Origin of the sequence: Ramlibacter sp. (assembly GCF_029866045.1) — a bacterium.
Lineage (GTDB): Bacteria > Pseudomonadota > Gammaproteobacteria > Burkholderiales > Burkholderiaceae_C > Ramlibacter.
In genome coordinates this window covers 45,456-69,804 of record NZ_JARXAB010000023.1, presented here as the reverse complement: position 1 = coordinate 69,804, position 24,349 = coordinate 45,456, and the positions used below count along the sequence as shown (strand labels likewise).

The 24,349-nt window shown below is 65.4% G+C and carries 20 protein-coding genes and 1 pseudogene; 4 read left to right on the top strand and 17 right to left on the bottom strand.

What is annotated here, in order from left to right; all coding sequences use genetic code 11:
* Positions 1 to 27: 27 nt before the first annotated feature.
* Both QE494_RS02740 and QE494_RS02735 read left to right on the top strand, forming a co-directional pair.
* Complete coding sequence (locus QE494_RS02740) at positions 28 to 606, top strand: TRAP transporter small permease subunit (protein WP_300041309.1); 579 nt, start codon at positions 28 to 30, stop codon at positions 604 to 606.
* A complete protein-coding gene (locus tag QE494_RS02735; RefSeq protein WP_300041337.1) occupies positions 606 to 2,903 on the top strand; it encodes a TRAP transporter large permease subunit in 2,298 nt (765 codons plus the stop codon). Before QE494_RS02740 ends, QE494_RS02735 begins: the two co-directional genes overlap by 1 nt.
* 821 nt (positions 2,904 to 3,724) lie before the next feature.
* On the opposite strand, the gene QE494_RS02730 is transcribed toward QE494_RS02735, so the two are convergent.
* The 7 genes from QE494_RS02730 to QE494_RS02700 all read right to left on the bottom strand — a co-directional run bounded on the left by QE494_RS02730 (position 3,725) and on the right by QE494_RS02700 (position 11,530).
* Positions 3,725 to 4,462: an amino acid ABC transporter ATP-binding protein gene (locus tag QE494_RS02730; RefSeq protein WP_300041307.1), complete on the bottom strand. Its 738-nt coding sequence runs from the start codon at positions 4,460 to 4,462 to the stop codon at positions 3,725 to 3,727.
* Positions 4,463 to 4,483: 21 nt separating this feature from the next.
* Complete coding sequence (locus QE494_RS02725; RefSeq protein WP_300041305.1) at positions 4,484 to 5,155, bottom strand: amino acid ABC transporter permease; 672 nt, start codon at positions 5,153 to 5,155, stop codon at positions 4,484 to 4,486.
* Positions 5,156 to 5,157: 2 nt separating this feature from the next.
* Positions 5,158 to 5,880, bottom strand: a complete 723-nt coding sequence (locus QE494_RS02720; protein WP_300041303.1) for an amino acid ABC transporter permease — start codon at positions 5,878 to 5,880, stop codon at positions 5,158 to 5,160.
* Between the two features lie 110 nt (positions 5,881 to 5,990).
* Positions 5,991 to 6,890, bottom strand: a complete 900-nt coding sequence (locus QE494_RS02715; RefSeq protein ID WP_300041301.1) for an amino acid ABC transporter substrate-binding protein — start codon at positions 6,888 to 6,890, stop codon at positions 5,991 to 5,993.
* A 250-nt stretch (positions 6,891 to 7,140) separates the two neighbouring features.
* Positions 7,141 to 8,562, bottom strand: coding sequence for an aspartate ammonia-lyase (locus QE494_RS02710; protein WP_300041299.1), 1,422 nt, complete (start codon positions 8,560 to 8,562; stop codon positions 7,141 to 7,143).
* A 135-nt stretch (positions 8,563 to 8,697) separates the two neighbouring features.
* Positions 8,698 to 9,648, bottom strand: coding sequence for a LysR substrate-binding domain-containing protein (locus tag QE494_RS02705; protein ID WP_300041297.1), 951 nt, complete (start codon positions 9,646 to 9,648; stop codon positions 8,698 to 8,700).
* A 58-nt stretch (positions 9,649 to 9,706) separates the two neighbouring features.
* Complete coding sequence (locus QE494_RS02700; protein WP_300041295.1) at positions 9,707 to 11,530, bottom strand: ABC transporter ATP-binding protein/permease; 1,824 nt, start codon at positions 11,528 to 11,530, stop codon at positions 9,707 to 9,709.
* Positions 11,531 to 11,573: 43 nt separating this feature from the next.
* Here QE494_RS02700 and QE494_RS02695 point away from each other — a divergent pair, with 43 nt between their 5' ends.
* Together QE494_RS02695 and QE494_RS02690 are read left to right on the top strand one after the other, a co-directional pair.
* The gene (locus tag QE494_RS02695) at positions 11,574 to 11,987 is read left to right on the top strand and encodes an acyl-CoA thioesterase (protein WP_300041293.1); all 414 of its coding nucleotides are present in this window, start codon (positions 11,574 to 11,576) and stop codon (positions 11,985 to 11,987) included.
* Positions 11,984 to 13,048 (top strand): AI-2E family transporter, encoded by a 1,065-nt coding sequence (locus QE494_RS02690; RefSeq protein ID WP_300041290.1) that lies wholly within the window; start codon positions 11,984 to 11,986, stop codon positions 13,046 to 13,048. Before QE494_RS02695 ends, QE494_RS02690 begins: the two co-directional genes overlap by 4 nt.
* Positions 13,049 to 13,057: 9 nt before the next feature.
* On the opposite strand, the gene QE494_RS02685 is transcribed toward QE494_RS02690, so the two are convergent.
* From QE494_RS02685 to argB, 10 genes and pseudogenes are all read right to left on the bottom strand, one after another.
* Entirely contained in the window at positions 13,058 to 13,822 is a 765-nt protein-coding gene (locus tag QE494_RS02685) for an enoyl-CoA hydratase (RefSeq protein WP_300041288.1), read from the bottom strand.
* 65 nt (positions 13,823 to 13,887) lie between these two features.
* Positions 13,888 to 15,096, bottom strand: coding sequence for an acetyl-CoA C-acyltransferase (locus QE494_RS02680; RefSeq protein ID WP_300041286.1), 1,209 nt, complete (start codon positions 15,094 to 15,096; stop codon positions 13,888 to 13,890).
* A gap of 19 nt (positions 15,097 to 15,115) precedes the next feature.
* The gene (locus QE494_RS02675) at positions 15,116 to 17,545 is read right to left on the bottom strand and encodes a 3-hydroxyacyl-CoA dehydrogenase/enoyl-CoA hydratase family protein (RefSeq protein ID WP_300041284.1); all 2,430 of its coding nucleotides are present in this window, start codon (positions 17,543 to 17,545) and stop codon (positions 15,116 to 15,118) included.
* A 14-nt stretch (positions 17,546 to 17,559) separates the two neighbouring features.
* Positions 17,560 to 18,012, bottom strand: coding sequence for a DUF2147 domain-containing protein (locus QE494_RS02670; protein ID WP_300041282.1), 453 nt, complete (start codon positions 18,010 to 18,012; stop codon positions 17,560 to 17,562).
* Between the two features lie 68 nt (positions 18,013 to 18,080).
* Positions 18,081 to 19,877 carry an acyl-CoA dehydrogenase C-terminal domain-containing protein gene (locus QE494_RS02665; protein ID WP_300041280.1) on the bottom strand — a complete coding sequence of 599 codons (1,797 nt, stop codon included), beginning with the start codon at positions 19,875 to 19,877 and terminating at the stop codon, positions 18,081 to 18,083.
* Positions 19,878 to 19,926: 49 nt separating this feature from the next.
* A complete protein-coding gene (locus QE494_RS02660) occupies positions 19,927 to 20,592 on the bottom strand; it encodes a TetR/AcrR family transcriptional regulator (RefSeq protein ID WP_300041278.1) in 666 nt (221 codons plus the stop codon).
* Positions 20,593 to 20,732: 140 nt separating this feature from the next.
* Complete coding sequence (slmA, locus tag QE494_RS02655; protein ID WP_300041277.1) at positions 20,733 to 21,380, bottom strand: nucleoid occlusion factor SlmA; 648 nt, start codon at positions 21,378 to 21,380, stop codon at positions 20,733 to 20,735.
* A gap of 159 nt (positions 21,381 to 21,539) precedes the next feature.
* On the bottom strand, positions 21,540 to 22,346 hold the full coding sequence (locus QE494_RS02650; protein ID WP_300041275.1) for a HAMP domain-containing sensor histidine kinase: 807 nt from the start codon (positions 22,344 to 22,346) through the stop codon (positions 21,540 to 21,542).
* A gap of 171 nt (positions 22,347 to 22,517) precedes the next feature.
* Positions 22,518 to 23,207 (bottom strand): annotated as a pseudogene (locus tag QE494_RS02645) (response regulator); the annotation flags it as partial.
* 120 nt (positions 23,208 to 23,327) lie between these two features.
* Positions 23,328 to 24,188 carry an acetylglutamate kinase gene (gene argB, locus QE494_RS02640; protein ID WP_300041273.1) on the bottom strand — a complete coding sequence of 287 codons (861 nt, stop codon included), beginning with the start codon at positions 24,186 to 24,188 and terminating at the stop codon, positions 23,328 to 23,330.
* Positions 24,189 to 24,349: the final 161 nt, after the last annotated feature.

The following is a 24,349-nucleotide window of genomic DNA, read 5'->3' as shown; positions in this document are numbered from 1 at the left end:
CAGTTGATATCTTTTTGGGAGGGGAGAATGAAAAATATTTTGATGATGGTGGATCGCACCTCCACCCGCCTCGGTCAGGCCTGCGCATGGCTGATCATCCTGCTGACCTGCTTGATTGCCTGGGAGGTCTTTTCTCGCTACGTGCTCAATACGCCGCACGACTGGGCGCTAGACGCCCAGATCCAGATGTACGGCACGCTGTTCATGCTGGCCGGCGCCTACACCCTGGCCAAGAACGGCCATGTGCGCGGCGATGTGCTGTACGGTTTTTTTCAACAGCGTACACAGGCCTGGATCGACCTGGTGCTGTATGTGCTTTTCTTCCTGCCCGGTATCGTCGCCCTGACCTGGGCGGGCTGGACCTTTGCGCAGGAGTCGCTGGCGATCCGTGAGAGCACCTTCTCCGCGACGCCCCTGCCTCTATACCCCTTCAAGTTCATGATTCCGGTCGCCGGCCTGATGCTGCTGCTGCAGGGGCTGGTCGAGATCGTTCGCTGCGTCCAGTGCATACAGACGGGCGCGTGGCCCTCGCGAGAGGCGGACGTCGAGGAAGTCGACGTCGAGAAGCTCAAGGAGATGGTCAAGTCGGAAGGAGCGGCACGATGATTCGTCTGCGCAAGGAACTCTGGTTCGGCTTCTCCCTCATGGCACTCATCATCGCCGGCACGGCGGTGATGCTGCTCTCGGCCGACAAGCTCGGCACCGGCCATCTGGGCCTGATGATGCTGGCCCTGGTCGTTGTGGCCATCATGCTGGGATTTCCCACTGCCTTCACCCTGATGGGTATGGGCATGATCTTCACCTGGCTGGCGTACGAGCGAGATACCACCAAGACGCTCACCCTGATGGTGCAGTCGGCCTTCAAGGTGATGGGCAATGACGTGCTCATCTCCATTCCGCTCTTCGTGTTCATGGGCTACTTGGTCGAGCGGGCCAACCTGATCGACAAACTCTTCAAGAGTCTGCACTTGGCCCTGGCCCGGGTACCCGGTTCGCTGGCGGTCGCCACGCTGTTCACCTGCGCGGTGTTCGCAACCGCCACGGGCATCGTGGGCGCCGTGGTCACGCTGATGGGACTGCTGGCACTCCCCCAAATGCTCAAGGGCGGCTACGACATCAAGGTGTCGGCAGGCGCCATTACCGCGGGTGGCTGCCTGGGCATCTTGATCCCTCCGTCTGTGATGCTCATCGTCTATGGAGCCACTGCCGGCGTCTCGGTGGTACAGCTGTACGCAGGCGCATTCTTTCCAGGGATCATGCTCGCGGGCCTGTACGTCATCTATGTGATTGTGCTGGCCAAGATCAAGCCCTCACTGATGCCGCCGCTCTCGGCCGAGCAGCGCTTCGTGCCGCTGCCGCCAGCCCTGGACCGGATCTCGCAAAGTGTCTCCCGTCTGGCGCTGCCAGGCCTGCTGCGCGGAGGCGCGGAGGCGCCGGCCGAGCGTCCCTACCTGCGCAAGCAACTGCTGGTGGCCCTGCTGCCGCTCTTGCTGTTTGCCTTCTTCTCACTGATCTCCTGGCACCTCAATACCCGTCCCGTGCCGGCGCAAGAGTCCACCCCGCCGGCGGCCGAAGTCACAGAGCCGGGCGGCGTGTCCGAGCCGGGGAACACGGCAGAAAAGTCAGCGAGCCCGACCGGGCTGGCGGAGCCGCCGTCCAGCGGCGGGCTGGCGGAGCCGCCGTCCAGCGGCGGCTTGGCCGAACCCCCGGGCGCCAAGGGTGGTCTTTCCGAGCCACCAGGGGCCAGTGGCGGGCTGCAAGAGCCTCCGGGCACCTCTGGCGGCCTGTCCGAGCCGCCTGGCGCAGCCCGTGCAGCGACCGCCGCCACTACCGGTGGGGTCCAGGAGCCCCCGGGTGCGGGCGGCGTCCAGGAGCCGCCGAGTGCAGGCTCGGCGACGCCGACTAACGCACCGGCCACTGCGCAGGCAGATACCACCGTGGCCCAAGAGCGCAGCCCGGCGACGCGCGGCTTCTGGATCGGCCTCGGCGTGGGCGCCTTGGCCTTGGTCGGCTTCTATGCCCTGCTGACCTTCCAGCGGCTGGAGATCTTCAAGATGCTGCTTACCAGCTTCTTCCCGCTGTTGGTCCTGATTCTCTCGGTGCTCGGCTCCATCGTGATGGGGCTGGCCACACCGACCGAAGCGGCGGCCGTGGGCGCGTTCGGAGGCTTCCTGCTGGCCGCGGTCTACGGGGTCATTGCCAAGAGAACCGGGGCGCGAGCCCCCATCTTCCTGACCTGGCTACTGCTGTGGTCGCCCGCCCTGGGGGCCATCGTCTGGTTCGTGCTGCAAGCCGAAGGGATCGTGGCTGCGGAGGTGCCCAACCTGCTGGGGGCTGTGGGCGCGATCGGCGTTGCGATCTGGTGCGTCCTCGCCTACCGACAGGCCCGACTGGAGTCAGAGGTCAAGGAGTCTGTGCTGCTGACCGCCAAGACCAGCGCCATGGTCTGCTGGCTGTTCGTGGGCAGCGCCATCTTCTCGGCGGCCTTCGCCCTGCTGGGTGGCCAGGAGCTGGTGGAAAAGTGGGTGATGTCGATGAATCTGAGCAAGACAGAGTTTCTGATCTTGTCCCAGCTGATCATCTTCATCCTGGGCTGGCCCCTGGAGTGGACGGAGATCATCGTCATCTTCATGCCGATCTTCATCCCCCTGCTGGACAACTTCGGGGTTGACCCGCTGTTCTTCGGCCTGTTGGTGGCGCTGAACCTGCAGACCGCCTTCCTCAGTCCGCCGGTGGCGATGGCGGCCTTCTACCTCAAGGGTGTCAGCCCGCCGCATGTGACGCTCAATCAGATCTTCGCTGGCATGTTGCCCTTCATGGGCATTCAGATCATCGCCATCGTGATGCTGTACGTCTTCCCGCAGATCGGCCTGTGGCTGCCGCAGGTGCTGTACGGCCGCTAGAGCGGCCCCGGCGGACCATGCCCCATGGCCCGGTCCGCCCACCGCACAGGCCCACCGAGGGCGCCCCTGGCGGGCGCCCTTTTTTATGGGTCGATCGTGCTGGCCATGGAATGGGGAACTTAGAGGCCTTGGCTTTTTGGCTTTGTCGGCTTGGGTCATTGCTTAGGTCATTGCTTGGGTCTTGGCGTTGGCGTTGGCGGGGCACGCGCCGTGTGTGCGGCAGCGGCCCGGCGGCTTCGATGCGGGGGCCCTTCGGGCTCCCCTGCGGTACTCGGTCGCCAGGGGCACGCGAGGCAAACTCGCCGCCTGCAGCGGCTCAAACATGCCTCGCTCTTCGGCCCCCAGCGCCCTGCGTTCCTCGGCCCCGCATAGGCGCCGCCGAACCCCTGCCACACACCCGACGCTTACCTCTGGCGCTAGGTTTCTCGGCGCTGCCTTTGGTGACCTCGTTGGAATGGGTCCAGAAATCAGCGGGGAGCGGAGGGGCTGCCGGCAAGAAGTCTTTCGAGAGAGGAAAGCGGCGGGTATGCGGTGCGGGTGCAGTGGCGCCTATGCGGGGCTGAGGAGCGGAGGGCGCTGGGGGCCGAAGAGCGAGGCATGTTTGAGGCCCGCAGGGCCGAGTTTGCCTCGCGTGCCCCTGGCGACCGAGCACCGCAAGGAAGCCCGAAGGGCCCCCGCATCGAAGCCACTGCGCCCGTACCGCATGCCCGTCGCGCTGCAGGCCATTGGAGAGAAACACATCTCAGAATGGAAAGCGATCAGGATGCGCCCTTCGCAATGAGAGCAAGCAACCGGGCAGGAATGCCCCAAAGTAAAAAGCTTCAGTGCGCCAGGATCTTGTTGAGGAAGTCCTTGGTCCGCGGCTGACGGGCTTCCGGGTTGCCGAAGAAATCATCCTTCGAGCAGTCTTCAAGAATACGCCCGCCCACGTCGATGAAGATGACGCGGTTGGCCACCTTGCGGGCAAAGCCCATTTCGTGGGTGACCACCATCATCGTCATGCCTTCCTTGGCCAGGGTGACCATCACGTCGAGCACCTCACCCACCATCTCGGGGTCGAGCGCAGAGGTGGGCTCGTCAAACAGCATGACCACTGGGTCCATCGACAGGGCGCGGGCGATTGCTACCCGCTGCTGCTGGCCGCCAGAGAGCTGGCCGGGGAACTTGTCCTTGTGCGCCATCAGGCCCACGCGGTCGAGCATTTTCAGGCCCCGGGTCATGGCTTCATCAGGCGTGCGGCCCAGCACCTTGATTTGGGCCAAGGTGAGGTTTTCAGTCACCGACAGGTGCGGAAAGAGTTCGAAGTGCTGGAACACCATGCCCACCCGGCTGCGCAGCTTGGGCAGGTTGGTGGCCGGGTCAGTGATTTGCACGCCATCGACCGTGATGCTGCCCTTTTGCACCGGCTCCAGGCCGTTGACTGTCTTGATGAGGGTGGATTTTCCCGAGCCCGAAGGTCCGCACACCACCACCACGTCACCCTTATTGATGCTCACCGAGCAATCGCTCAGCACCTGCACCGGGCCGTACCACTTGGAAATGTTCTTGATGTCGATCATGTTCAATAGTCCCAGTCAAACTCAGCGAATGATGGCAATGCGCGCCTGCAGACGACGCACCAGCCAGGACAGGCCGAAGCACAGAGTGAAGTAAATGATGGCGGCCAGCAGGTAGGCCTCCTCGGGCCGGCCATAGATCTTGCCGGCGGTCACTAGGCCCTTGAGCAGGTCATAGGCGCCAATGGCATAGACCAGGGAGGTGTCCTGAAACAGGATGATGGTCTGGGTGAGCAAGACCGGCAGCATGTTGCGAAAGGCCTGGGGCAGCACCACCAGGCGCATGTTCTGACCATAGGTCATGCCCAGTGCCTGGCCAGCATAGACCTGACCGCGCGGGATCGACTGAATGCCCGCACGCATGATTTCGCTGAAGTAGGCCGCCTCGAACGCAATGAAGGTGATGACCGCCGAGGCCTCTGCACCCACCGGGCGCCCGATGATCAGCGGCACCATCAGGAAGAACCAGAGGATCACCATCACCAGCGGGATGGACCGCATGCCGTTGACATAGAAGGTGGCGGGGATGACCAGCCACGGCCGGCCCGACAGGCGCAGGAGCGCGAGCAAGGTGCCAAAGAAGATGCCGCCCAGCGTGGCCACGATGGTCAGTTGGATGCTGAAAATGAAGCCGCTGAGGACAAACTTGCTGAGGATGTCCCAGCTGACGAAGGAGAGGTCGAGGTTGCCCAGCATGCTCAGTGCCCTCCCCCGGTACCACCGGCCGCGATGAAGCCGGGAACCTGCACCCTGCGCTCGATGTAGGCAAAGATGCGGTTCACGGCGAAGGCCGAGAGGGCGTAGAGGCCGGTGACTGCCAGGTAGATTTCAATACCCCTCGAGGTTTCTTCCTGGGCCTGCATCGCGAACATGGTCAACTCGGCGATGGACACGGCAAACGCCACCGAGGAGTTCTTCAGCAGGTTCATAGACTCGCTGGTCAGGGGCGGCAAGATGATGCGAAACGCCATTGGCAGCAAGACATACCGGTAGGTCTGCGTCGTGGTGAGGCCCATGGCCATGGCAGCGTAGCGCTGCCCGCGCGGTAGCGACTGGATGCCCGCGCGTACCTGCTCGGCGATCCGCGCCGAGGTGAAAAAGCCCAGCCCGAAGACCACCAGCACAAAACCGGGCACCTGCTGGAAGGCGGGGAACATCTTGGGCACCACGAAGTACCAGATGAACAGTTGAACGAGGATGGGGATGTTGCGGAACAGTTCCACCCAAGCGTTACCCAGGCGCACCAACCAGGGGTTGTTCGGTAGGGTTCGCAGGGTGCCAAAGAAGGCGCCGGTGATCATGGCCACCACCCAGGAGGCGCCGGCCACTGCCAGCGTCCATCGCCAAGCCTCCATCATCCATTCGAGATAAGTGCGGCCGCCGCCGTCGTCGGTGAGAAATACCTGCCAGTCCAGGGTCATGGGGGATCGGCTCCGCGGAAAAAAGGTCGTCGGTTGTAACGCGTCGCTGCAAAAAACACAAACCCCGCGGACGCCAGGCGCCGCGGGGTTTGTTGGCTCAAGTCGTCAGCTTACTTCTTGGCGTAGTCTTCCACCGGCTTGTCGTTGGGGTTGGCCCAGACCGCCTTGGTGGCCTCGCTGACCGGCAGGCCAACGCGGGTGTTCTTCGGGGGAATGGGCTGCACGAACCACTTGTCATACAGCTTGGCAATGTCGCCGGACTTCATCATGTCACGCAGGGTGTCATCCGCCAGCTTTTTGAAGGCCGGGTCGTCCTTACGGATCATGATGGCGATGGGCTCGACGCTCAGCACTTCGCCGACGATACGGAAATCAGCCGGGCTCTTGGAAGCGGCAATGTTGCCAGCCAGGATCTGGCCGTCCATCACGAAGGCGTCGGCACGGCCGGATTCGAGCAGCAGGAAGCTGTCTGCGTGGTCCTTGCCAAAGATTTCCTTGAAGTCGACGCCGTTGGCGCGCTCATGCCTGCGCAGCAGCTGGACCGAGGTGGTGCCGGTGGTGGTGGCCACGTTGCGGTCCTTCAGCTGGGCGATGCTGGTGATGCCGGAGTTGGCCTTGACCGCGATGCGCACTTCCTCCACGAACGTCGTGACGGCGAAGGACACGTCCTTCTGACGGGCGGCGTTGTTGGTGGTGGAGCCGCACTCGATGTCGACGGTGCCGTTTTGCACCAGGGGAATGCGGTTTTGCGAGGTGACCGATTGGTACTTCACATCCACCTTGCGGCCGACGGCTTTCTCAACGTTGCCGATGATGCGCTGGCACAGCTCGACGTGGAAGCCGGCATACTTGCCGTCACCCAGGGTGTAAGACAGGGCACCCGAGGAATCGCGCACACCCATGGTGATCACGCCAGAGGACTTGACCTTGGCCAAGGTGTCACCGGCCTGGGCGAGGGCGCTACCGGCAGCAAGGGCAGCGACCGCGAAGGCCAACAGATGCTTCTTCATGAAAGATCTCCTGTGCAAATTGCAAAGTGGAAGGAAAGAACACTGATTCTAGGCATGGCTGCAGTCATCCCGCCACAAGACAGGACATTTCGCACCGAGCCGTTGCGGCGCTTAAGGGGAATCACAGGGTAAACCCGCGGTGCGCGAGTCGTACCGGCGGCTCCGGCCACCGTTCTGGCCTGGCAATGCCCAACGGCAACCCGCGGCAGGCATACGACACAGCCCCCAAGGCCGCGAGAGATGAGACACCTCAAGACATCAACCGCCCGGGCTGGGTGAGCCGCTCGGGCACCAGCAGGGCTTCGATTTGCTCGCGAGTCAGAATGCCCAGCGACTCGGCCACCTCGTCAATGGCACCGCCGGTGGCGATGGCCGTCTTGGCGATGAGCGCCGCCTTCTCGTAGCCGATCACCGGGTTGAGGGCGGTGACCAGGGTCACCGACTCGCGCACCCGCCTTGCCAGCAGTTCGTAGTTGGGGACGATGCCGTCGACGCAGTGCTCGCGCAGGGTGTCGCAGGCATTGGCCAGGTGCTTGATGCTCTTGAACAGGCTCCAGCCCATGATGGGTTCAAAGGCATTGAGCTGAAGCTGCCCAGCCTCCGAGGCCAAGGTGACCGTCATGTCATTGCCGATCACCTCGAAGGCCACCTGGTTGACCACCTCCGGGATCACCGGGTTGACCTTGCCCGGCATGATGGACGAGCCGGCCTGCCGGGGCGGCAGCTTGATATCGCCAAAGCCCGCCTGGGGGCCGCTGGAGAGCAGGCGCAGGTCGTTGCAGGTCTTGGACAGTTTGGTGGCCACCCGCTTGAGCACCCCTGAGAGCTGAACAAAAGCACCCGTGTCTTGGGTGGCCTCGATCAGGTTCTTCGACTTGACGACCGGAATGCCGCTGATCTCGGCCAGCTCCCGACAGGCCAGCTCGGCGTAGCCGGCGGGCGCGTTGATGCCGGTGCCGATGGCGGTGGCGCCGAGGTTGATTTCTTGGATCAAAGCCCGGGCCTCGCGCAGCCGGGCCTCGTCCTCTTCGAGCATGACCGCATAGGTGGAAAACTCCTGGCCCAGGGTCATGGGCACCGCATCCTGCAACTGGGTGCGGCCAATCTTGAGCACCGCATGGAACTCGGTCGCCTTGCGCTCGAACGACTCACGCAGGCGGCTCATGGACAGCAGCAGCCGGTCAATGCCGAACCAGAGGGACAGGCGCACCGCGGTGGGATAGACATCGTTGGTCGACTGCGAAGCGTTCACATGGTCGTTGGGATGCAGCACGTCATAGCGGCCCTTGTCAAAGCCCATGCGCTCGAGCGCCAGATTGGCGATGACCTCGTTGGCGTTCATGTTGGTGGAGGTGCCCGCACCGCCCTGGATCACGTCGACCACGAACTGCTCATGGAAGCGCCCGGCGGAGAGTTGCTCACAGGCATGGGTGATGGCATGGAAGCGCTTGGCATCGATCACGCCCAGGGCCAGATTGGCGCGGGCGGCGGCCTTCTTGACCAAGGCCAGGGCCCGAATCAGGTCGGGCATGGCCGACAGGGCGGTGCCAGAAATCGGGAAGTTCTCAACTGCCCGCGCGGTGTGCACGCCCCAGTAGGCGTCGGCGGGAATGTCACGGGGGCCGAGGAAATCCTGCTCGGTGCGAAATCGTTCGGCGGTGTCGGCATTCATGGGCCATCCTCCTGAGTGAGTCGGAGGCCCAATGTAGGTCTGCGCGATCGCCTGCGCCAATGCCGAGGCGGCAATGGCCCATGCCAGGTCCGCATGGCCCGTCAGGAATCTGAAACAGCGCCGGGCGAGCAGCAGTCAGCCGGCTGCGGCGGAGCCAGGGGCCTGTGCCACCAGGTAGTCCCACAGCGCTTGCGCAGCGCCCTGGACATGGCGCATGCCTTCGCGACCCGGCTTCTGGCGCCAGGCCCGGATCTCGAGCGTCATGCGCAGCGGACCGAGCCCACCCTCGTCGGCCGGCACCAGGCGCCCCGCGGCCAATTCGGCCCGCACTGCGCTCGTCGGCAAGAAAGCCAGGCCGTGACCCTCCAGCGCCATGACTTTGAGACCCTCGGCCATATCGGTTTCGTAGACCCGGTCCAGGTGCAAGGGTGCTAGCGACTGCCGCTGCAGCAGTTCAGTCACCTGGGCGAGGTAGGCGCCGCTGGCGTAGCCCAGGTAGGGCAAGGGGTGGCTGACGCGTCCAGGCAGAAGAAATGTAGGGCGGCCTTCGGCGTCGGGTCGGCAGTAGGGAGCGACCGTCTCGCGACCGAGGCTGACCATCTCGTACCGCTCGGCCTCCAGCGGCAGGGGCAGCGCCTCATGGTGGTAGGCGATCAGCAGGTCGCAGCTTCCCTCGACCAGACGCAGCATCGCGTCGTGCACGTTCAGGGCGGTCAGCCGGCTCTTGACGGGGCCAAAGCCAGCGCGCAGGCCCGATAGCCAGCCAGGAAAAAACGTGAAGGCCAGGGTGTGGGGGGTGGCGAACTCCACCAGACCCTGATTCGCGCCCGATTGCCCACGCAGCATCGCCCGGGTGCTTTGCAGGGCCTGGAGGATCTCCAGCGACTGCTCGTACAGGGTTTGGCCCGCCGGGGTGAGCCGGGTCGGGTAGGTGCTGCGGTCGACCAGATCACAGCCGGCCCAGGCCTCCAGCGCCTGGATGCGGCGGGAAAAGGCCGGCTGGGTGACATGGCGCAGCTGGGCGGACCGACTGAAGCTGCGGGTCTCGGCCAGGCTCACGAAGTCCTCGAGCCACTTGGTTTCCATGGGCCTGATTATGGGAGGGCGACGGGCGCCCGAACAGGGGCGACGCCCCGGCGGCCGATCAGCCCGGCACGTCCTCGCGCTCTTGCTGCAGCGCCCACATGCCGGCGTAGCGGCCGCCCCGGGCGAGTAACTCGGCATGGTTGCCGCGCTCGACGATGCGGCCGGCGTCCATCACCAGAATTTCATGGGCGTCCACCACGGTGGACAGGCGGTGGGCGATGACCAGGGTGGTCTTGTTGCGGGCCACGCTTTGCAGCTCGGCCTGGATCGCCCGCTCGTTGGCCGAATCGAGCGCGGAGGTGGCTTCGTCGAAGATGAGGATGGGCGGGTTCTTAAGCAGGGTGCGAGCGATCGCCACCCGCTGCTTCTCGCCGCCCGAAAGCTTGAGCCCGCGCTCGCCGACACGGGTCTGGTAGCCCTCGGGGGTGCCAGCGATGAAGTCGTGGATGTGGGCGGCACGGGCCGCCGTCTCGACCTCGTCCTGACCGGCGCCGGGGCGCCCATAGGCGATGTTGTAGGCCACGGTGTCGTTGAACAGCACTGTGTCCTGGGGCACGATGCCGATCGCCTGGCGCACGCTGGCCTGGGTGACCTGGCGGATGTCCTCGCCGCCGATGCGGATGCTGCCCGCCTGCACGTCATAAAAGCGGTAAAGCAGGCGCGCCAGGGTCGACTTGCCCGAGCCCGAGGGCCCCACCACCGCCACCGTCTTGCCCGCCGGGATCTCGAAACTTACCTCGTGCAGGATCTCGCGTGAGGGCTCGTAGGCAAAGCGCACCCGGTCGAAGGTGACGCTGGCCTGGTCCAGACCGGACAGCGGCTGGGCCCCGGGCGCGTCGGCAACCTCGCGATCGCGGTCCATCAGGGTGAACATGCGGTCGAGGTCGGTCAGGCTCTGCTTGATCTCCCGGTAAAGCACCCCCAGGAAGTTGAGCGGGATGTAGAGCTGAATCATGAAGGCGTTGATCATGACCAGATCGCCCAGCGTCATCCGGCCCTCGACCACGCCCTGGGTCGCGCGCCAGAGCATGGCCACCAGGGCGATGGCAATGATCAGCTGCTGGCCGGTGTTGAGCAGCGACAGAGTGGTCTGCGACTTCAGGCGCGAGCGGCGCAGGCGTTCCAGGCTCTCGTCGTAGCGGCGGGCCTCAAAGCCCTCGTTGTTAAAGTACTTGACGGTTTCGTAGTTCAGAAGCGAGTCCACCGCCCGGGTATGGGCGACCGAGTCGAACTCGTTGGCCTCGCGACGGAACTGGGTGCGCCACTCGGTGATGCTGATAGTGAAGACGATGTAGATGGCCAGCGCCAGCACGGTGATGCCGGCAAACCAGACGTCGAACTTGATCGCCAGGATCGACAGCACCAGCACCACCTCGATCAGGGTGGGCACCACGCTGTAGAGGGAATAGGAAATCAGCGACTCGATGCCGCGCACCCCGCGCTCGATGTCGCGCGTCATGCCACCGGTCTGGCGCTCCAGGTGGAAGCGCAGGCTGAGCGCATGCAGGTGCTCGAAGGTGCGCAGGGCGATGCTGCGCGCCGCGCCGTGGGTGGCTTTGGCAAAAACCAGCTCGCGCAGCTCGGTGAAGAGGGAGGTTGACAGGCGCAGCAGCCCGTAGGCCAAGAGCAGGCCGGCGGGCACCAGCAGGGGCAAAGTGGCCGGGCCCAGGCGCGGGGTCATTGCGTCGACCATCTCCTTAAGGATGACCGGCACCCCCACATTGGCCAGCTTGGCGCCCACCATGAACACCAGCGCCGCCAGTACCCGCCAGCGGTATTCCAACAGGTAGGGCGCCAGGCGGCGCAAGGTCGCCCAGTCGGTTCGGGGGGCGCCCGGGAGGGTGGGGGAAGGAAGGGGCTGTGCGTGGCCGGCGTGGCGCATGGGAGACAATGTCCGCTCTGAGGTCCGAGCGGAGATTGTGCCCATGTCCGATGCCCCCCCCGAAACCATGCCGACCGACCAGGAGCTGGTGCTCAAGGTGATCCCCATGCCTTCGGACACCAACGCCAATGGCGACATCTTCGGCGGCTGGGTGATGGCCCAGGTCGACATGGCCGGCGCGGTGCTGCCGGCGCGCAAGGTGGGCGGGCGCATGGCGACGGTGGCGGTCAACGAATTCGTCTTCAAGCAGCCGGTCAAGGTGGGCGACCTGCTGTCCTTCTTCGCGGTGATCACCAAGGTGGGGCGTACCTCCATCACGGTGAAGGTGCAGGTCTTCGCCGAACGCCTGCACGCCTACGGCGGCCGCGTGACCAAGGTGACCGAGGCTTTTCTCACCTATGTGGCAATCGACGAGGCCGGCCGCCCCCGACCGCTGCCGCCGGAGGCCTACCAATGAGCGCGCACCAGCCCCCGAACCAGGGCCGCATGCTGGCCCTGCTGGTGGCCCTGCTGGGTGCCGGCTTTGCCCTGATTCTGTTGCCCTTCCTCGGCGCGGTGCTGTGGGCGGTGTTCATCGCCATCGTCTTTGAGCCACTGCACGCCCGGGTCCGCCTGCAGGTCGGCTCGCGCCCGACCGTCGCCGCGCTGCTCACCTTGGGCCTGATCGTGGCCATCGTCATCTTGCCGCTGGTGCTGGTAGGTATTGCGGTGGTCCAGGAAGCGGCCACCGCAGTGCAGCGGGTGCGTAGCGGTGAGCTCAATTTCGCGGTCTACCTGCAGCAGATGGTCGACATGCTGCCAAGCTGGGCGCGGGCCATTCTCAATCGGCTGGGCATCGTCAACCTCGAGGCGCTGCAGGCCCAGCTCACCGCGCTGCTGGCGGGCAGCGGCCAGTTCATCACCACCCACTTGCTCGGGCTCGGCCAGAACACGCTGGACTTCCTCGTGGCGCTGGCGATCATGGTGTACCTGCTGTTCTTCCTGCTGCGCGACGGGCGAGACCTGTCCGACCGAATCGCGCGCTCGATCCCGCTCGATCCGCGGCACACCGAGCGCCTGCTCGGGCAGTTCGTCACCGTGGTGCGTGCGACGGTCAAGGGCAACATCGTCATCTCGCTGGTGCAGGGTCTGCTGGGCGGCATCGCCTTCGCGTTCTTGGGCCTGCCAGCCGCCCTGCTCTGGGGCACGCTGATGGCGCTACTGTCCCTGCTGCCAGCGGTGGGGGCGGCCCTGGTCTGGGGACCGGTGGCGGTCTACATGCTGGTCACCGGACAGGTGGCGGCGGCCATTGGCCTCACCGTCTGGGGCGTGGGCGTGATCGGTCTGGTAGACAACCTGCTGCGCCCGATCCTGGTGGGCAAGGACACCGGGCTGCCCGACTACCTGGTTCTGGTCGCCACGATCGGCGGTATCGCGGTGTTTGGCATCAACGGCTTCGTCATCGGGCCAGTGATCGCCGCCATGTTCCTGGTGGCCTGGCAGCTGATGACGGACCGCGGGCCGTCCGACCCGCGCTGAGCCCAGCGCTCAGACCTTGGAAAAATCGGGCTTGCGTTTTTCCATGAAGGCGGTGAAGGCCTCGCGCGCCGCCGGTTCGGCCAGCATGCGACGGAAGCTCTCACCCTCTTCGCGGATGCGGGCCATCACCTCGCCTTGGGCGCCCTGCTTCATCAGGCGCTTGGTTTCGATCAATGCCGACAGCGGCTTGGCCGCCAGCTTGCGCGCCTGAGCCTGGGCCAGGGCGTTGGCTTCAGAAGGCGGCACCACACGATTGACCAGCCCGACCTCCAGGGCCGCCTCGGCCATGAAGGGCTCGCCCAGCAGCAGCGCCTCGGCGGCGCGCTGGTAGCCGAACAAGCGCGGCGCCAGCAGGCTCGAGCCGTTTTCGGCGCACAGGCCCAGGTTGACGAAGGGCATGGAGAAAGCCGCGTTGTCGCCAGCGTAGACCAGGTCGCAGTGGAACAGGAGCGTGGTGCCGATGCCCACCGCCGGCCCGCACACCGCGGCCAGCAAGGGCTTCGGGAACATGGCCTGGGCGCGCATGAAGCGAAACACCGGCGCTTCCTCGCCACTGGGCTTGTTGTTCAAAAAGTCGCCGATGTCGTTGCCAGCAGAAAACACGGTTTCACTGCCTTGGAAGACAGCGACGCGCACAGCGGGGTCCGCCGCCGCCGCTTCCAGCGCGTCGGCGAGCGTGGCGTACATGGCGGCGGTGATGGAGTTCTTGCGCTCGGGGCGGTTGAAGGTGAGGGTGCACACACCCGCTTCGGTGTGGACGAGGATGTCGCTCATGAAAGTCTCTCCGTGACTGCTTGTTTGAGGTGAAGGATATCCGGGCCAGCCGCAAGCGCGCAGCTTCAGACCCGCTCGAAGATACCGGCTGCGCCCTGCCCCATGCCGACGCACATGGTGACCATGCCGTACCGCAGGTTCTTACGGCGCAGCGCATGGACCACCGTGGCCGCGCGGATCGCGCCGGTGGCGCCCAGGGGGTGACCCAGGGCGATGGCGCCGCCCATGGGGTTGACCTTGGCGGGGTCGAGGCCGAGTGTGTTCATCACCGCCAGCGACTGCGCAGCGAAGGCTTCATTGAGCTCGATCCAGTCCAGTGCGTCTTGCTTGAGACCCGCGGCCTTGAGCGCAGCGGGAATCGCCTCGACCGGGCCGATGCCCATGATGTGCGGCGGCACGCCCCGGCTGGCGTAACTCACGAAGCGGGCGAGCGGCGTGAGGCCGAAGCGCTTGACAGCAGACTCGCTGGCCAAGATGAGTGCGCCGGCGCCGTCAGACGTCTGCGAGCTGTTGCCGGCGGTGACGCTGCCGCGCGCGGCGAACACGGTCTTGAGCTTCGCCAGGCCCTCGGGCGTGGTGTCGGGTCGAGCGCCCTCGTCCAGGCTCACGGTGCGGGGGGTGACCGTGACCTTGGCGCTGGCCAGGTCGACGCTGCGCTCTTCCACCGTCACTGGGGTGATTTCGGCGTCGAACTCGCCGGCCTTCATCGCGGCAAGCGCGCGCATGTGCGACTGGTAGGCAAACTGGTCCTGCGCTTCGCGGGAGACCTTCCACTGCTGCGCCACCTTCTCGGCGGTGAGGCCCATGCCGTAAGCGATGCCGTAGGCCTCAAGGTCGTCGGGGTCCTTGAAGATGGCGGGTGAAAGCGAGGGCGAATTGCCCATCATCGGCACCATGCTCATGCTCTCGACGCCAGCGGCGATCATCACTTCGGCCTCTCCCACCCGGATGCGGTCGGCCGCCATCTGCACCGCCGACAGGCCCGAGGCGCAGAAGCGGTTGACGGTGACGCCGCCCACCGACTTCGGGAGCCCCGCCAGCACGGCGGCGACCCGCGCCACGTTCAGGCCCTGCTGGGCCTCGGGGATGGCGCAGCCGCAGACGATGTCCTCTACCGCCGCCGGGTCGAGCCCAGGGACCTGGGCCAGGGCAGCGCGCAAGGTATGGGCCAGCAGGTCGTCGGGACGGGTCTGGCGAAAAAAGCCCCGGTGCGAGCGCCCAATGGGCGTGCGGGTGGCGGCGACGATGTAGGCGTCCTGAATCTGTTTGCTCATGGCGGACTCCGTCAATGGCTCAATTGCGAAGGGGCTTGCCGGTGGACAGCAGGCCCAGGATGCGTTCCTGCGTCTTCGGGTGCGCGACCAGGGCGCAAAAGGCCTGGCGCTCGAGGGTCATGAGGTATTCCTCGGTGACCAAGGTGCCCGGGTCCACATCGCCACCCGTCAGTACATGGGCAATGTGGCTGGCGATGCGAAAGTCGTGCGCGCTGATGAAACCGCCGTCGCGCATGTTCACCAACTGGCCCTGGAGCGTCGCCTTGAGCGCGCGACCGCCGACCGGGAAGGGCCTGCGGTGCGGCGCGCGCCAGCCACCGTCGGCCAGGGCCCGCGCCTCACGCAGGGCGACCCACAGCAGTTCGTCCTTGTTGGGAACGATCAGGTCCGAGTCGAGCAGGTAGCCGAGTTGGCGTGATTCGATGGCGCTGGTGCCCACCTTGGCCATGGCGGCCGCGGCGAAACCGTCGGTCAGGAAGGGCGTGATGTCCTTGTGCGCCGACAGCGCCATGTTCTCGGCGGCACGGCGGGCGATGTAGGCCAGGCCGCCGGCGCCAGGCACCAGACCCACGCCCACCTCCACCAGGCCGATGTAGCTTTCCATTGCGGCGACGCGACGTGCGGAGTGGATGGCGAGTTCGCAGCCACCGCCCAGAGCCAGACCACGAATGGCACTGACCACCGGCACACCGGCGTAGCGAATGCGCAGCATCGTTTGCTGCAAGAAGCCCTCGGCGTCCTCGATCGCGGCCACGCCCACCGCCATGAAGGCGGGCAGCATGGACTCCAGGTCGGCACCGGCAGAAAAGGGCTCGTCGCCAGACCAGATCACCAGGGCCTTGAACTGCTGTTCGGCCAGCGTCACCGCCTTCTGCAGGCCTTCGGCCACTTCGGGGCTGATGACGTGCATCTTGGTCTTGAGCGAGGTGATGAGCACCTCCTCGTCCAGCGTCCAGAGGCGGATGTTCTTGTCCTCGTGCAGGCTGCGGCCCGCGGTCTCGAAGCCCTGCGCCTCGCTACCCAGGACCGACTCGGGGAACAGCTGGCGCGCGTGTACCGGCAGGCGGCGCGGCGGCTCGAAGCGTCCTGTCGTGGGATTGAAGGAGCCTTGCGGCGTGTGCACACCACCAGCCTCGGCCACCGGGCCTTCGAACACCCATTTCGGCAGCGGCGCCTTCGACAGGGCGAGGCCCGCGTCGATGTCTTCTTGCACCCAACGCGCCACCTGCAACCAGCCCGCCTCCTGCCAGAGTTCGAAAGGCCCCTGCTTCATGCCAAAGCCCCAGCGCAGCGCGAGGTCGAGGTCACGAGCGGTGTCGGCAATGCCGCCCAGGTGCACCGCGGCGTAATGAAAGCCGTTACGAAGCAGGGCCCAGAGAAAGCGGCCTTGCGGCCCTTCGGCCTTGCGAAGCAGGGCCAGGCGTTCGGCCGCAGGCTTTTTGAGCATGCGGGCGTAGACCTCGTCGCACTTCTGGCCGGCGGGGACGTAGTCGCCCTGCGCTGCGTCGAAGCGCAGCACGTCGCGGCCGACCTTCTTGTAAAAACCCGCCTGTGTTTTCTGGCCGAGGTTGCCCTTTTCGAGCAGCGTCTGCAGCACCTTGGGCGTGGCAAAGCTCGGGTAGAAGGGATCAGAGGCTTCGCTGAAGTTGTCCTGCAGCGTCTTGATCACATGCGCCATGGTGTCCAGGCCCACCACGTCGGCGGTGCGGAAGGTGCCGCTGCCGGCGCGACCCATCTTTTTGCCCGTGAGGTCGTCCACCACGTCATAGCTCAGGCCGTAGCGGTCGGCCTCGGCCATGGTGGCCAGCATGCCGGCAATGCCCACCCGGTTGGCGATGAAGTTGGGCGAGTCCTTGGCCCGCACCACGCCCTTGCCCAGTCCGCTGGTGACAAAGGTCTCCAGGTCGTCCAGCACCTGGGCGTCGGTCGACGGGGTGGCAATCAACTCCACCAGATACATGTACCGGGGGGGGTTGAAAAAGTGGATACCGCAAAAGCGCGGGCGCACGGCTTCGGGCAGGGCCTCGGCCATCTTGCGGATAGACAGGCCCGAGGTGTTGGAGGCGACGATGGTGCGCGGGCCCAGGTGCGGCGCTATTTTTGCGTAGAGGTCGAGCTTCCAGTCCATGCGCTCGGCGATTGCCTCGATCACCAGGTCGCAGTCCTTCAGGAGCTTGAGATGCTCTTCGTAATTGGCTGCCTGAATCAGGTCGGCGTCGGCTGCTATGCCCAAGGGCGAGGGCTTCTGCTTCTTCAAGGCCTCGATCGCCTTGGTGACGATGCCGTTCTTCGAGGACTTGGCGGACGGGGTCCGTCCCCCGTCCTGGTCCTTGGCCGGCAGGTCAAACAGGACCACCGGCACTTTCACATTCACGAGGTGAGCAGCAATTTGCGCCCCCATCACCCCGGCGCCAAGCACGGCGACCTTCCTGACCTGGAACTGGTTCATGTTGTCCGCCCGGGTCACGGTACCCGCACCCAGGTCTGGGTGCGGCCAATAAAGGCGATAGAGCCACGCACCTCGAGCTTGCGACCACCCTCGATCGGGGTAATGCGCAGGCTGTATTCGCGACCATTTTCCGGATCGAGAATCTTGCCGCCTTCCCAGACGTCCTTGCCGGCCACCTTGCGGACGCCGCGAATGATCTCCAGGCCGACGATCAGCTTGTCCTTGCGGTCACCTTCGCAGTCCATGCAACGGCTGTCGGGCTTGGCGTCTTTTCGAAGCAGCTTTTCGACACGACCATGGACAGCGCCCCCGTCGGCCTCGTAGACGCGGATCTCGGACTTGATCTCTCCGGTCTTGTCGTCGATGTTGTGCCAGGTGCCTACCGGGGTCATCTGGGCCCAGGCGCTGCCGGTGGCGGCGAGCGAAAAAGCGGCGAGCAGGCGAGCGAAGCGGTTGGGAGCGTTCATACAGGTCTCCAAATAGGGCGTCTTGGGTTCGGGTCGGTGGCGATGATGCGCAGAGGGGAAGAGGCCCTTCAGGCCAGCGCTTCCTCGGTGTCGAGTAGCACCTTCACCCCGCTGCGGGCAGTGAGCATCAGGCTGGCCGTCTCGGGGAACAGGCGGGCGAAGTAAAAGCGCGCCGTCTGCAGCTTGGCCTTGTAGAAGGGGTCGGAGTTGCCGGCCTCGATCTGGCGCAGAGCGACCTGGGCCATGCGAGCCCAGAAGTAGCCGAACACCAGGTGGCCGGCCCCCCGGAGGTCGTCGACGGCGGCGCCGCCCACTTCATCCGGGATCTGGAAGGCGCGAAAACCCAGCTCGGTGGTGAACTTGGTCATCTTGTCGCCCAGGTAGGCCAGCGGGTTGATGAACTCGGCCATCTTCTCGTTGACGCCTTCCTCCTCGACCAACTGCGCGACCAGCTTGCCGAATTTTTTCAGCGTGGCGCCCTGGTTACCCAGCACCTTGCGCCCCAGCAGGTCGAGCGACTGGATGGTGTTGGTGCCCTCGTAGATCATGTTGATACGGTTGTCCCGCACGAACTGCTCCATGCCCCATTCCTTGATAAAGCCGTGACCGCCGAAGACCTGCATGCAGGCGTTGGTGGCGATGTGGCCGTTATCGGTGATGAAGGCCTTGACGATGGGCGTGAGCAGGGCCACGAGCTCGGCGGCGTCCTTGCGCACCTTCTCGTCGGGGTGATTGAGCTCACGGTCGATCAACAGCGCGCAAAACAGGTTGAGCGCGCGGCCACCCTCGGCATAGGCCTTGGCGGTGAGGATCATCTTGCGCACGTCGGGGTGCACCAGGATGGAGTCGGCCGGCTTGTCCTTCATCTTGGGGCCAGACAGGCTGCGCGATTGCAGGCGGTCTTTGGCGTAGGCCAGGGCGTTTTGGTAGGCCACTTCGGTCAGGCCCAGGGACTGCATGCCCACGCCGATGCGGGCGGCGTTCATCATGATGAACATCGCCGCCAGGCCTTTGTGCGGCTGACCCACCAGCGTGCCGACGGCGCCATCGAGCACCATCTGGGCGGTGGCATTGCCGTGAATGCCCATCTTGTGTTCGAGGCCGCCGCAATAAATGCCGTTGCGCGCGCCCAGCGACCCGTCGGGGTTCACCAGGTACTTGGGCACGATGAACAGGCTGATGCCCTTGCTGCCGGCCGGCGCGTCGGGCAGGCGGGCCAGCACCAGGTGGACGATGTTGGAGACAAAGTCGTGCTCCCCGGCGGAGATGAAAATCTTCTGGCCGGTGAGGCGGTAGCTGCCATCGGGCTGGGGCTCAGCCTTGGTACGCAGCATGCCCAGGTCCGTGCCACAGTGCGGCTCGGTCAGGCACATGGTGCCGGTCCACTCGCCGTTGGTGAGCTTGGGCAGGTACATCTGCTTTTGCGCTTCCGTGCCATGGGCGTGCAGGCACTCGTAGGCGCCGTGGGTCAGGCCCGGGTACATGGTCCAGGCCTGGTTGGCGCTGTTGAGCATTTCGTAGAAGCACTGGTTCAGCACGATCGGCAGACCCTGGCCGCCGTAGGCCGGGTCGGCCGAGAGGGCGGGCCAGCCGCCTTCCACGTACTTGGCAAACGCCGCCTTGAAGCCGGTGGGGGTGGTGACTTCATGGGTGGCGCGGTCGAGCGTGCAGCCCTCCTCGTCGCCAACGCGGTTGAGGGGCGCGATCACCTCGCTGGCGAACTTACCGCCCTCCTCCAGGATGGCGTTGACCGTGCCCTCGTCAACCTCGGCATGGGCCGGCAGGGCCTTGAATTCGCCGGCGACCTGCAAAACCTCGTGCAGAACAAACTGCATGTCGCGCAGGGGCGGAACGTAGCTGGGCATGGGGATCTCCTTGGAAACGGGGAAATATGGGACAGATTGGGGGATACGGTCAGGATGCCGCGTCGGTCAGATGCTGGCGCAGCAGGTTGTCAAATCCGTGATGGGCGCGGGGAATGCAGCCGGGGTTGCGCAGGAAGCGCGCCTCGTAGTGCAGGGCCAGGATCAGGCCATGGATCTCCATCAGCAGCTGGTCCTCGTCCGTCTGGGCCTTCAGATGACCGGCCTGCTTGGCACCGGCAATGGCGCGATGTACCGCCGCATGCCAGATGCGCACCGACTCCACGAGGGCGTCGCGCACCGGGCCCGGCCGGTCGTCGAACTCGACCGCGCCGCTGATGTAGATGCAGCCCGAGTCGATCTCGATCGAGGTGCGCAAGATCCAGTTGGCGAACAACTGGCGCAGGCGTGGCAGGCCGCGGGAGGCCTTCATCGCCGGAAAAAACACCTCGTCTTCAAAACGGCGGTGGTACTCGCGCACCACCGAAATCTGAAGTTCTTCGCGCGAGCCGAAATGCGCGAAGACGCCGGACTTGCTCATGCCGGCGACCTCCGCCAGGGCACCGATGGAGAGGCCTTCAAGGCCGACCTGGCCAGCCAGCGCCAGCGCGGCATCGAGAATGGCGGCCTTGGTCTGCTGGCCCTTGTGCAGGTTGCGTCCAGGCCTGGACTCGGCGGTGTCAGCTGGGGGGGGTTCAGACAGGACGGGATCGGCCATGGCGTCGGACTCTACGAAATAAAACGAACGGTCGTTCTATTTTTACCATGGTTCCCACAGGTTCGATGCCTGCTTTGCTCGGGAACTTGGCGGTGGGCGACCGAGCGTGCCGGCGCGCGCGGGGAGCAGGGCCTACGGACTCAGAGCATCCGGGCCAGGCAAGCGTCGAGGTGCTCGGAGGGTGACTTGCGGTAGCCCGAGCGGGCAAAGCGCTGCAAGCGCCCGAGCAGGAAGGCGGTAAGCAGGGAGGCCCGAACCTGGGCGTCGACGGTGGGCGTGGCGGTGTCAGCGGCCTCCATGGCCTCGCGCAGGCACTGGCGCAGGGCCGCCTCGAGCTTGTCAAAGAACTGGTTCATGCGCTGCTGCAGCCGCTCGTGCTCGAAGACCAGGGCGTCTCCTACCATGACGCGGGTCATGCCCGGGTTGCGCTCGGCGAACTGCACCACGACGGAGACGATGCCAGCGGTCTGGCGCAAGGCATCGCCAGGCTGCCGGGACTGGATCTGGTTGATCAAGGAGAACACTGTCTCCTCGATGAAGTCGATCAGCCCCTCGAACATCTGCGCCTTGCTGGCGAAGTGGCGATAAAGGGCTGCCTCGCTGACCGACAGCTTGGCTGCTAGCGCGGCGGTGGTGATGCGCTCGGCACCCGGCTGCTCGAGCATGGTGGCCAGCGCCTGAAGGATCTGGACCCGCCGCTCACCGGGCTTGGGGCGCTTGCGCGCAGGCGCAACAGCCGGCGCCTGGGCGTCGTTGTCAGAGGGCAGGGAGGACTCGGCGTCGGGCATGGCAGACGGTTGGTTTCGGGCATTCTCGCACAGGCAAAAGACGCTCTCGCCACGGGTTGTCCCGGTGCGGCAAAGGTCATGAGTGCGCGCTCACCTGCGTATCTTTTGGCCTCGGCTCTAGGCCGCCTGGAGTAGGGCGGGGACAGGTCTCGCTGCCCATCAGGGCTCGGCGCTGGCCAGAGGGGCCCGCGAGCCAGGCCATTCCATCACCACCCGCAGCCCGCGCCCTTCAGCGCCGGCACCGAGGAGGAGCCGCCCGCGGTGGACCCGGGCAATTTCGTCGACGATGGCCAGGCCCAGGCCGGTGCCCTCGCCGGTGCTGCCGGGCACCCGGTAGAAGCGGTCCAAGAGGCGTGGCAGCAGCGCCTCCGGGACACCGGGGCCGTCGTCCTCGACTGAAAGCCAGGCCGGGCCGCCCGGGCGCAGGCCGCCGCCAATGGTGATGGTGCCGCCTTCAGGGGTGTACTTGATGGCGTTGTCCACCAGGTTGGCCAAGAGCTCCCTCAGCAACCACTCCTGACCCCAGGCGCGGGCGGGCTCGGGTCCATCGCCTTCCAGGGCCATTCCCAGGTCGATGCGTCGCGCAGCGGCCCGGTCCAGGTAGGTTTCGAGGACGCCCCCTGCCAGTGCGCGAAGGTCTACAGGCTCCATCGGATGGTCGCTGGTGGTTCGGGCCTCGGCGCGGGAGAGAGCCAGCAGCTGATTGGCCAGTTGTGTGGTGCGACGGGTGGCGTTGCGAAGCTTGTCGACCTGGTCGACAGGGACCAGCAGACTGCCACTGCCCCCAGGGGGCACGATGCGCCGGGCCGCCTGGGCCCAGGCCTCTACCTGGGACTGCAAGCCGGCCAGCGGCGTTCGCAACTGGTGCGCCGCGTCGGCGATGAATCGGCGCTGGTGCTCGGCCTGCTCGGCCAGGAGCGGCGCAAGCAGGCGATGGAGCAGCCGGCGCCTGAGGGAAAGGAACATTTCCCGCATAGACGGGCGTTGCGGTGACGGCGCTGAACGCGGGCAGACCCGCGATTAGGCGCCTGCGCCAGTCGCACCCAGCGTCGGCAGGACCGCCAAGGAGGTATCCGCCACGGTGGCATCCCGTGCTGGCATTTCGTCTATCGCTCCCGAAGGCGCCGGGACTGACGGCTCACGCACCTCCAGCCGATAGCCAAAGCCTCGTATGGACTTGAGGCCGACGCCATGCGGCTCGAGCTTGGCGCGAAGCCGCGAGATGTAGACCTCAACCGCATTCGGGGTGATTTCCTTGTCCCAGCCGGTCAGGGCCTGCAGCAGCTTGTCTTTGCTGGCGGGCTTGGGGGCGTTCATCAGAAGGTACTCGAGCACCGTCCATTCGCGCGGCCCCAGCTCGATGGGAACGAAGATGTCGGGGTCCTTGCGGGCACCGGCCCGGCGGGTGGCGGTGTCAAGCTCCACCTGCCCGAAGGAGAGCACCGAGGACGTTGCCGCCTGCGATCGCCGGAGCAAGGCCCGCAGCCGGGCCAGCAACTCGGGAAGCTCAAAGGGTTTGACCAGGTAGTCGTCAGCGCCCAGATCGAGGCCCTGCACCCGGTCATTGAGGGCGTCGCGCGCGGTGAGTATGAGAACCGGCATGCCGTGACTGGCCATGTCCGGCTTGCGCAGCCTGCGGGTCAATTCGAGCCCGTCCATATTGGGCAGACCGATGTCAATGATGGCAGCGTCGAAACTTTCGGCCCGAAGCACTTGCTCCGCCCGCTCCCCACTGCCCACCCAGTCCACCGCGTAGCCCTCGCCAGTGAGCCCCAGCTTGATGCCGCTGGCCACCATCACGTCGTCTTCCACGAGCAAAAGTCGCATCGCCTGATCCCCCTACAGCATTAGGAGGCTTAAAGGTATCAGACGAAAAGACTAATTGGAAGAGCTTTATATAGATATTAAGAGCTAATTTTGATGAACAAACCCCTAGCCCGCGAACCTCTAGGAGCGGATCACTGTTCCGATAGCTTCGTCGGTCAGGACCGCCAGCAGCAAGGCATGGGGAACGCGCCCGTCGATGATATGGACATTGCCCACGCCGGCCTTGGCCGCGTCCAGAGCGCCAGCGATCTTGGGGATCATGCCGCCCGAAATGGTGCCATCGGCGCACAGGGCGTCGATGCGCTGCGAGCTCAGCTCGGGCAGGAGCTGGCCGGCCTTGTCCATCACCCCGGCGATGTTGGTCAGAAGAAGCAGTTTGTCGGCCTGCAGCTCGGTGGCCAGGCGGGAAGCGACGACGTCGGCGTTGATGTTGTAGATCTCGCCCGCCTCACCGAAGCCGATGGGGCTAACCACAGGGATGAGGCCCGCGCTCTGGAGCGAGCGGATGATGTCGGTGTCCATTGAGGTGATATCACCCACTTGGCCGATGTCGTGCAGCAGGGTCGGGTCCTGCGCGTCGGGCAGTTGCAGCTTGCGGGCCCGGATCAAGCCACCGTCGGGCCCGGCCAGACCGACCGCTCGGGCGCCGGCCTGAAGAATGAGCCCCACGATCTCCTGCTGAACCTCGCCGGCCAGCACCCACTGGACGACCTGCATCGTCTCGGTGTCGGTGACCCGCATGCCCTGGATGAAGTGCCCCTTCTTACCGATTTTCTCGAGGCCTTTTTCGATCTGCGGCCCCCCGCCGTGAACCACCACCGGCCGGATACCCACCATCTGGAGAAAAACAACGTCCTCGGCAAAGGCGCGCTGCAGGGCCGGGTCGGCCATGGCATTGCCGCCGTACTTGATGACGAGGGTCTTGCCCTGCAAGCGCTGGATGAAGGGCTGGGCGCGAACGAGGAGGTCGACGGAGCTCATGGGATGCGGGAATCCGGACGTTAAAAAACAGGAGTCTAGTCGGGCGCGGCGCAGTTGGAGCGGCAGGCGGCGGGAGATCAAAACGGGAGATCACGCTGGGGAGAGATCCGCTGAGGTGGCGCCATTGAGCCGCTTTGCCTGCCGGGATCTGGCTGGCTCGC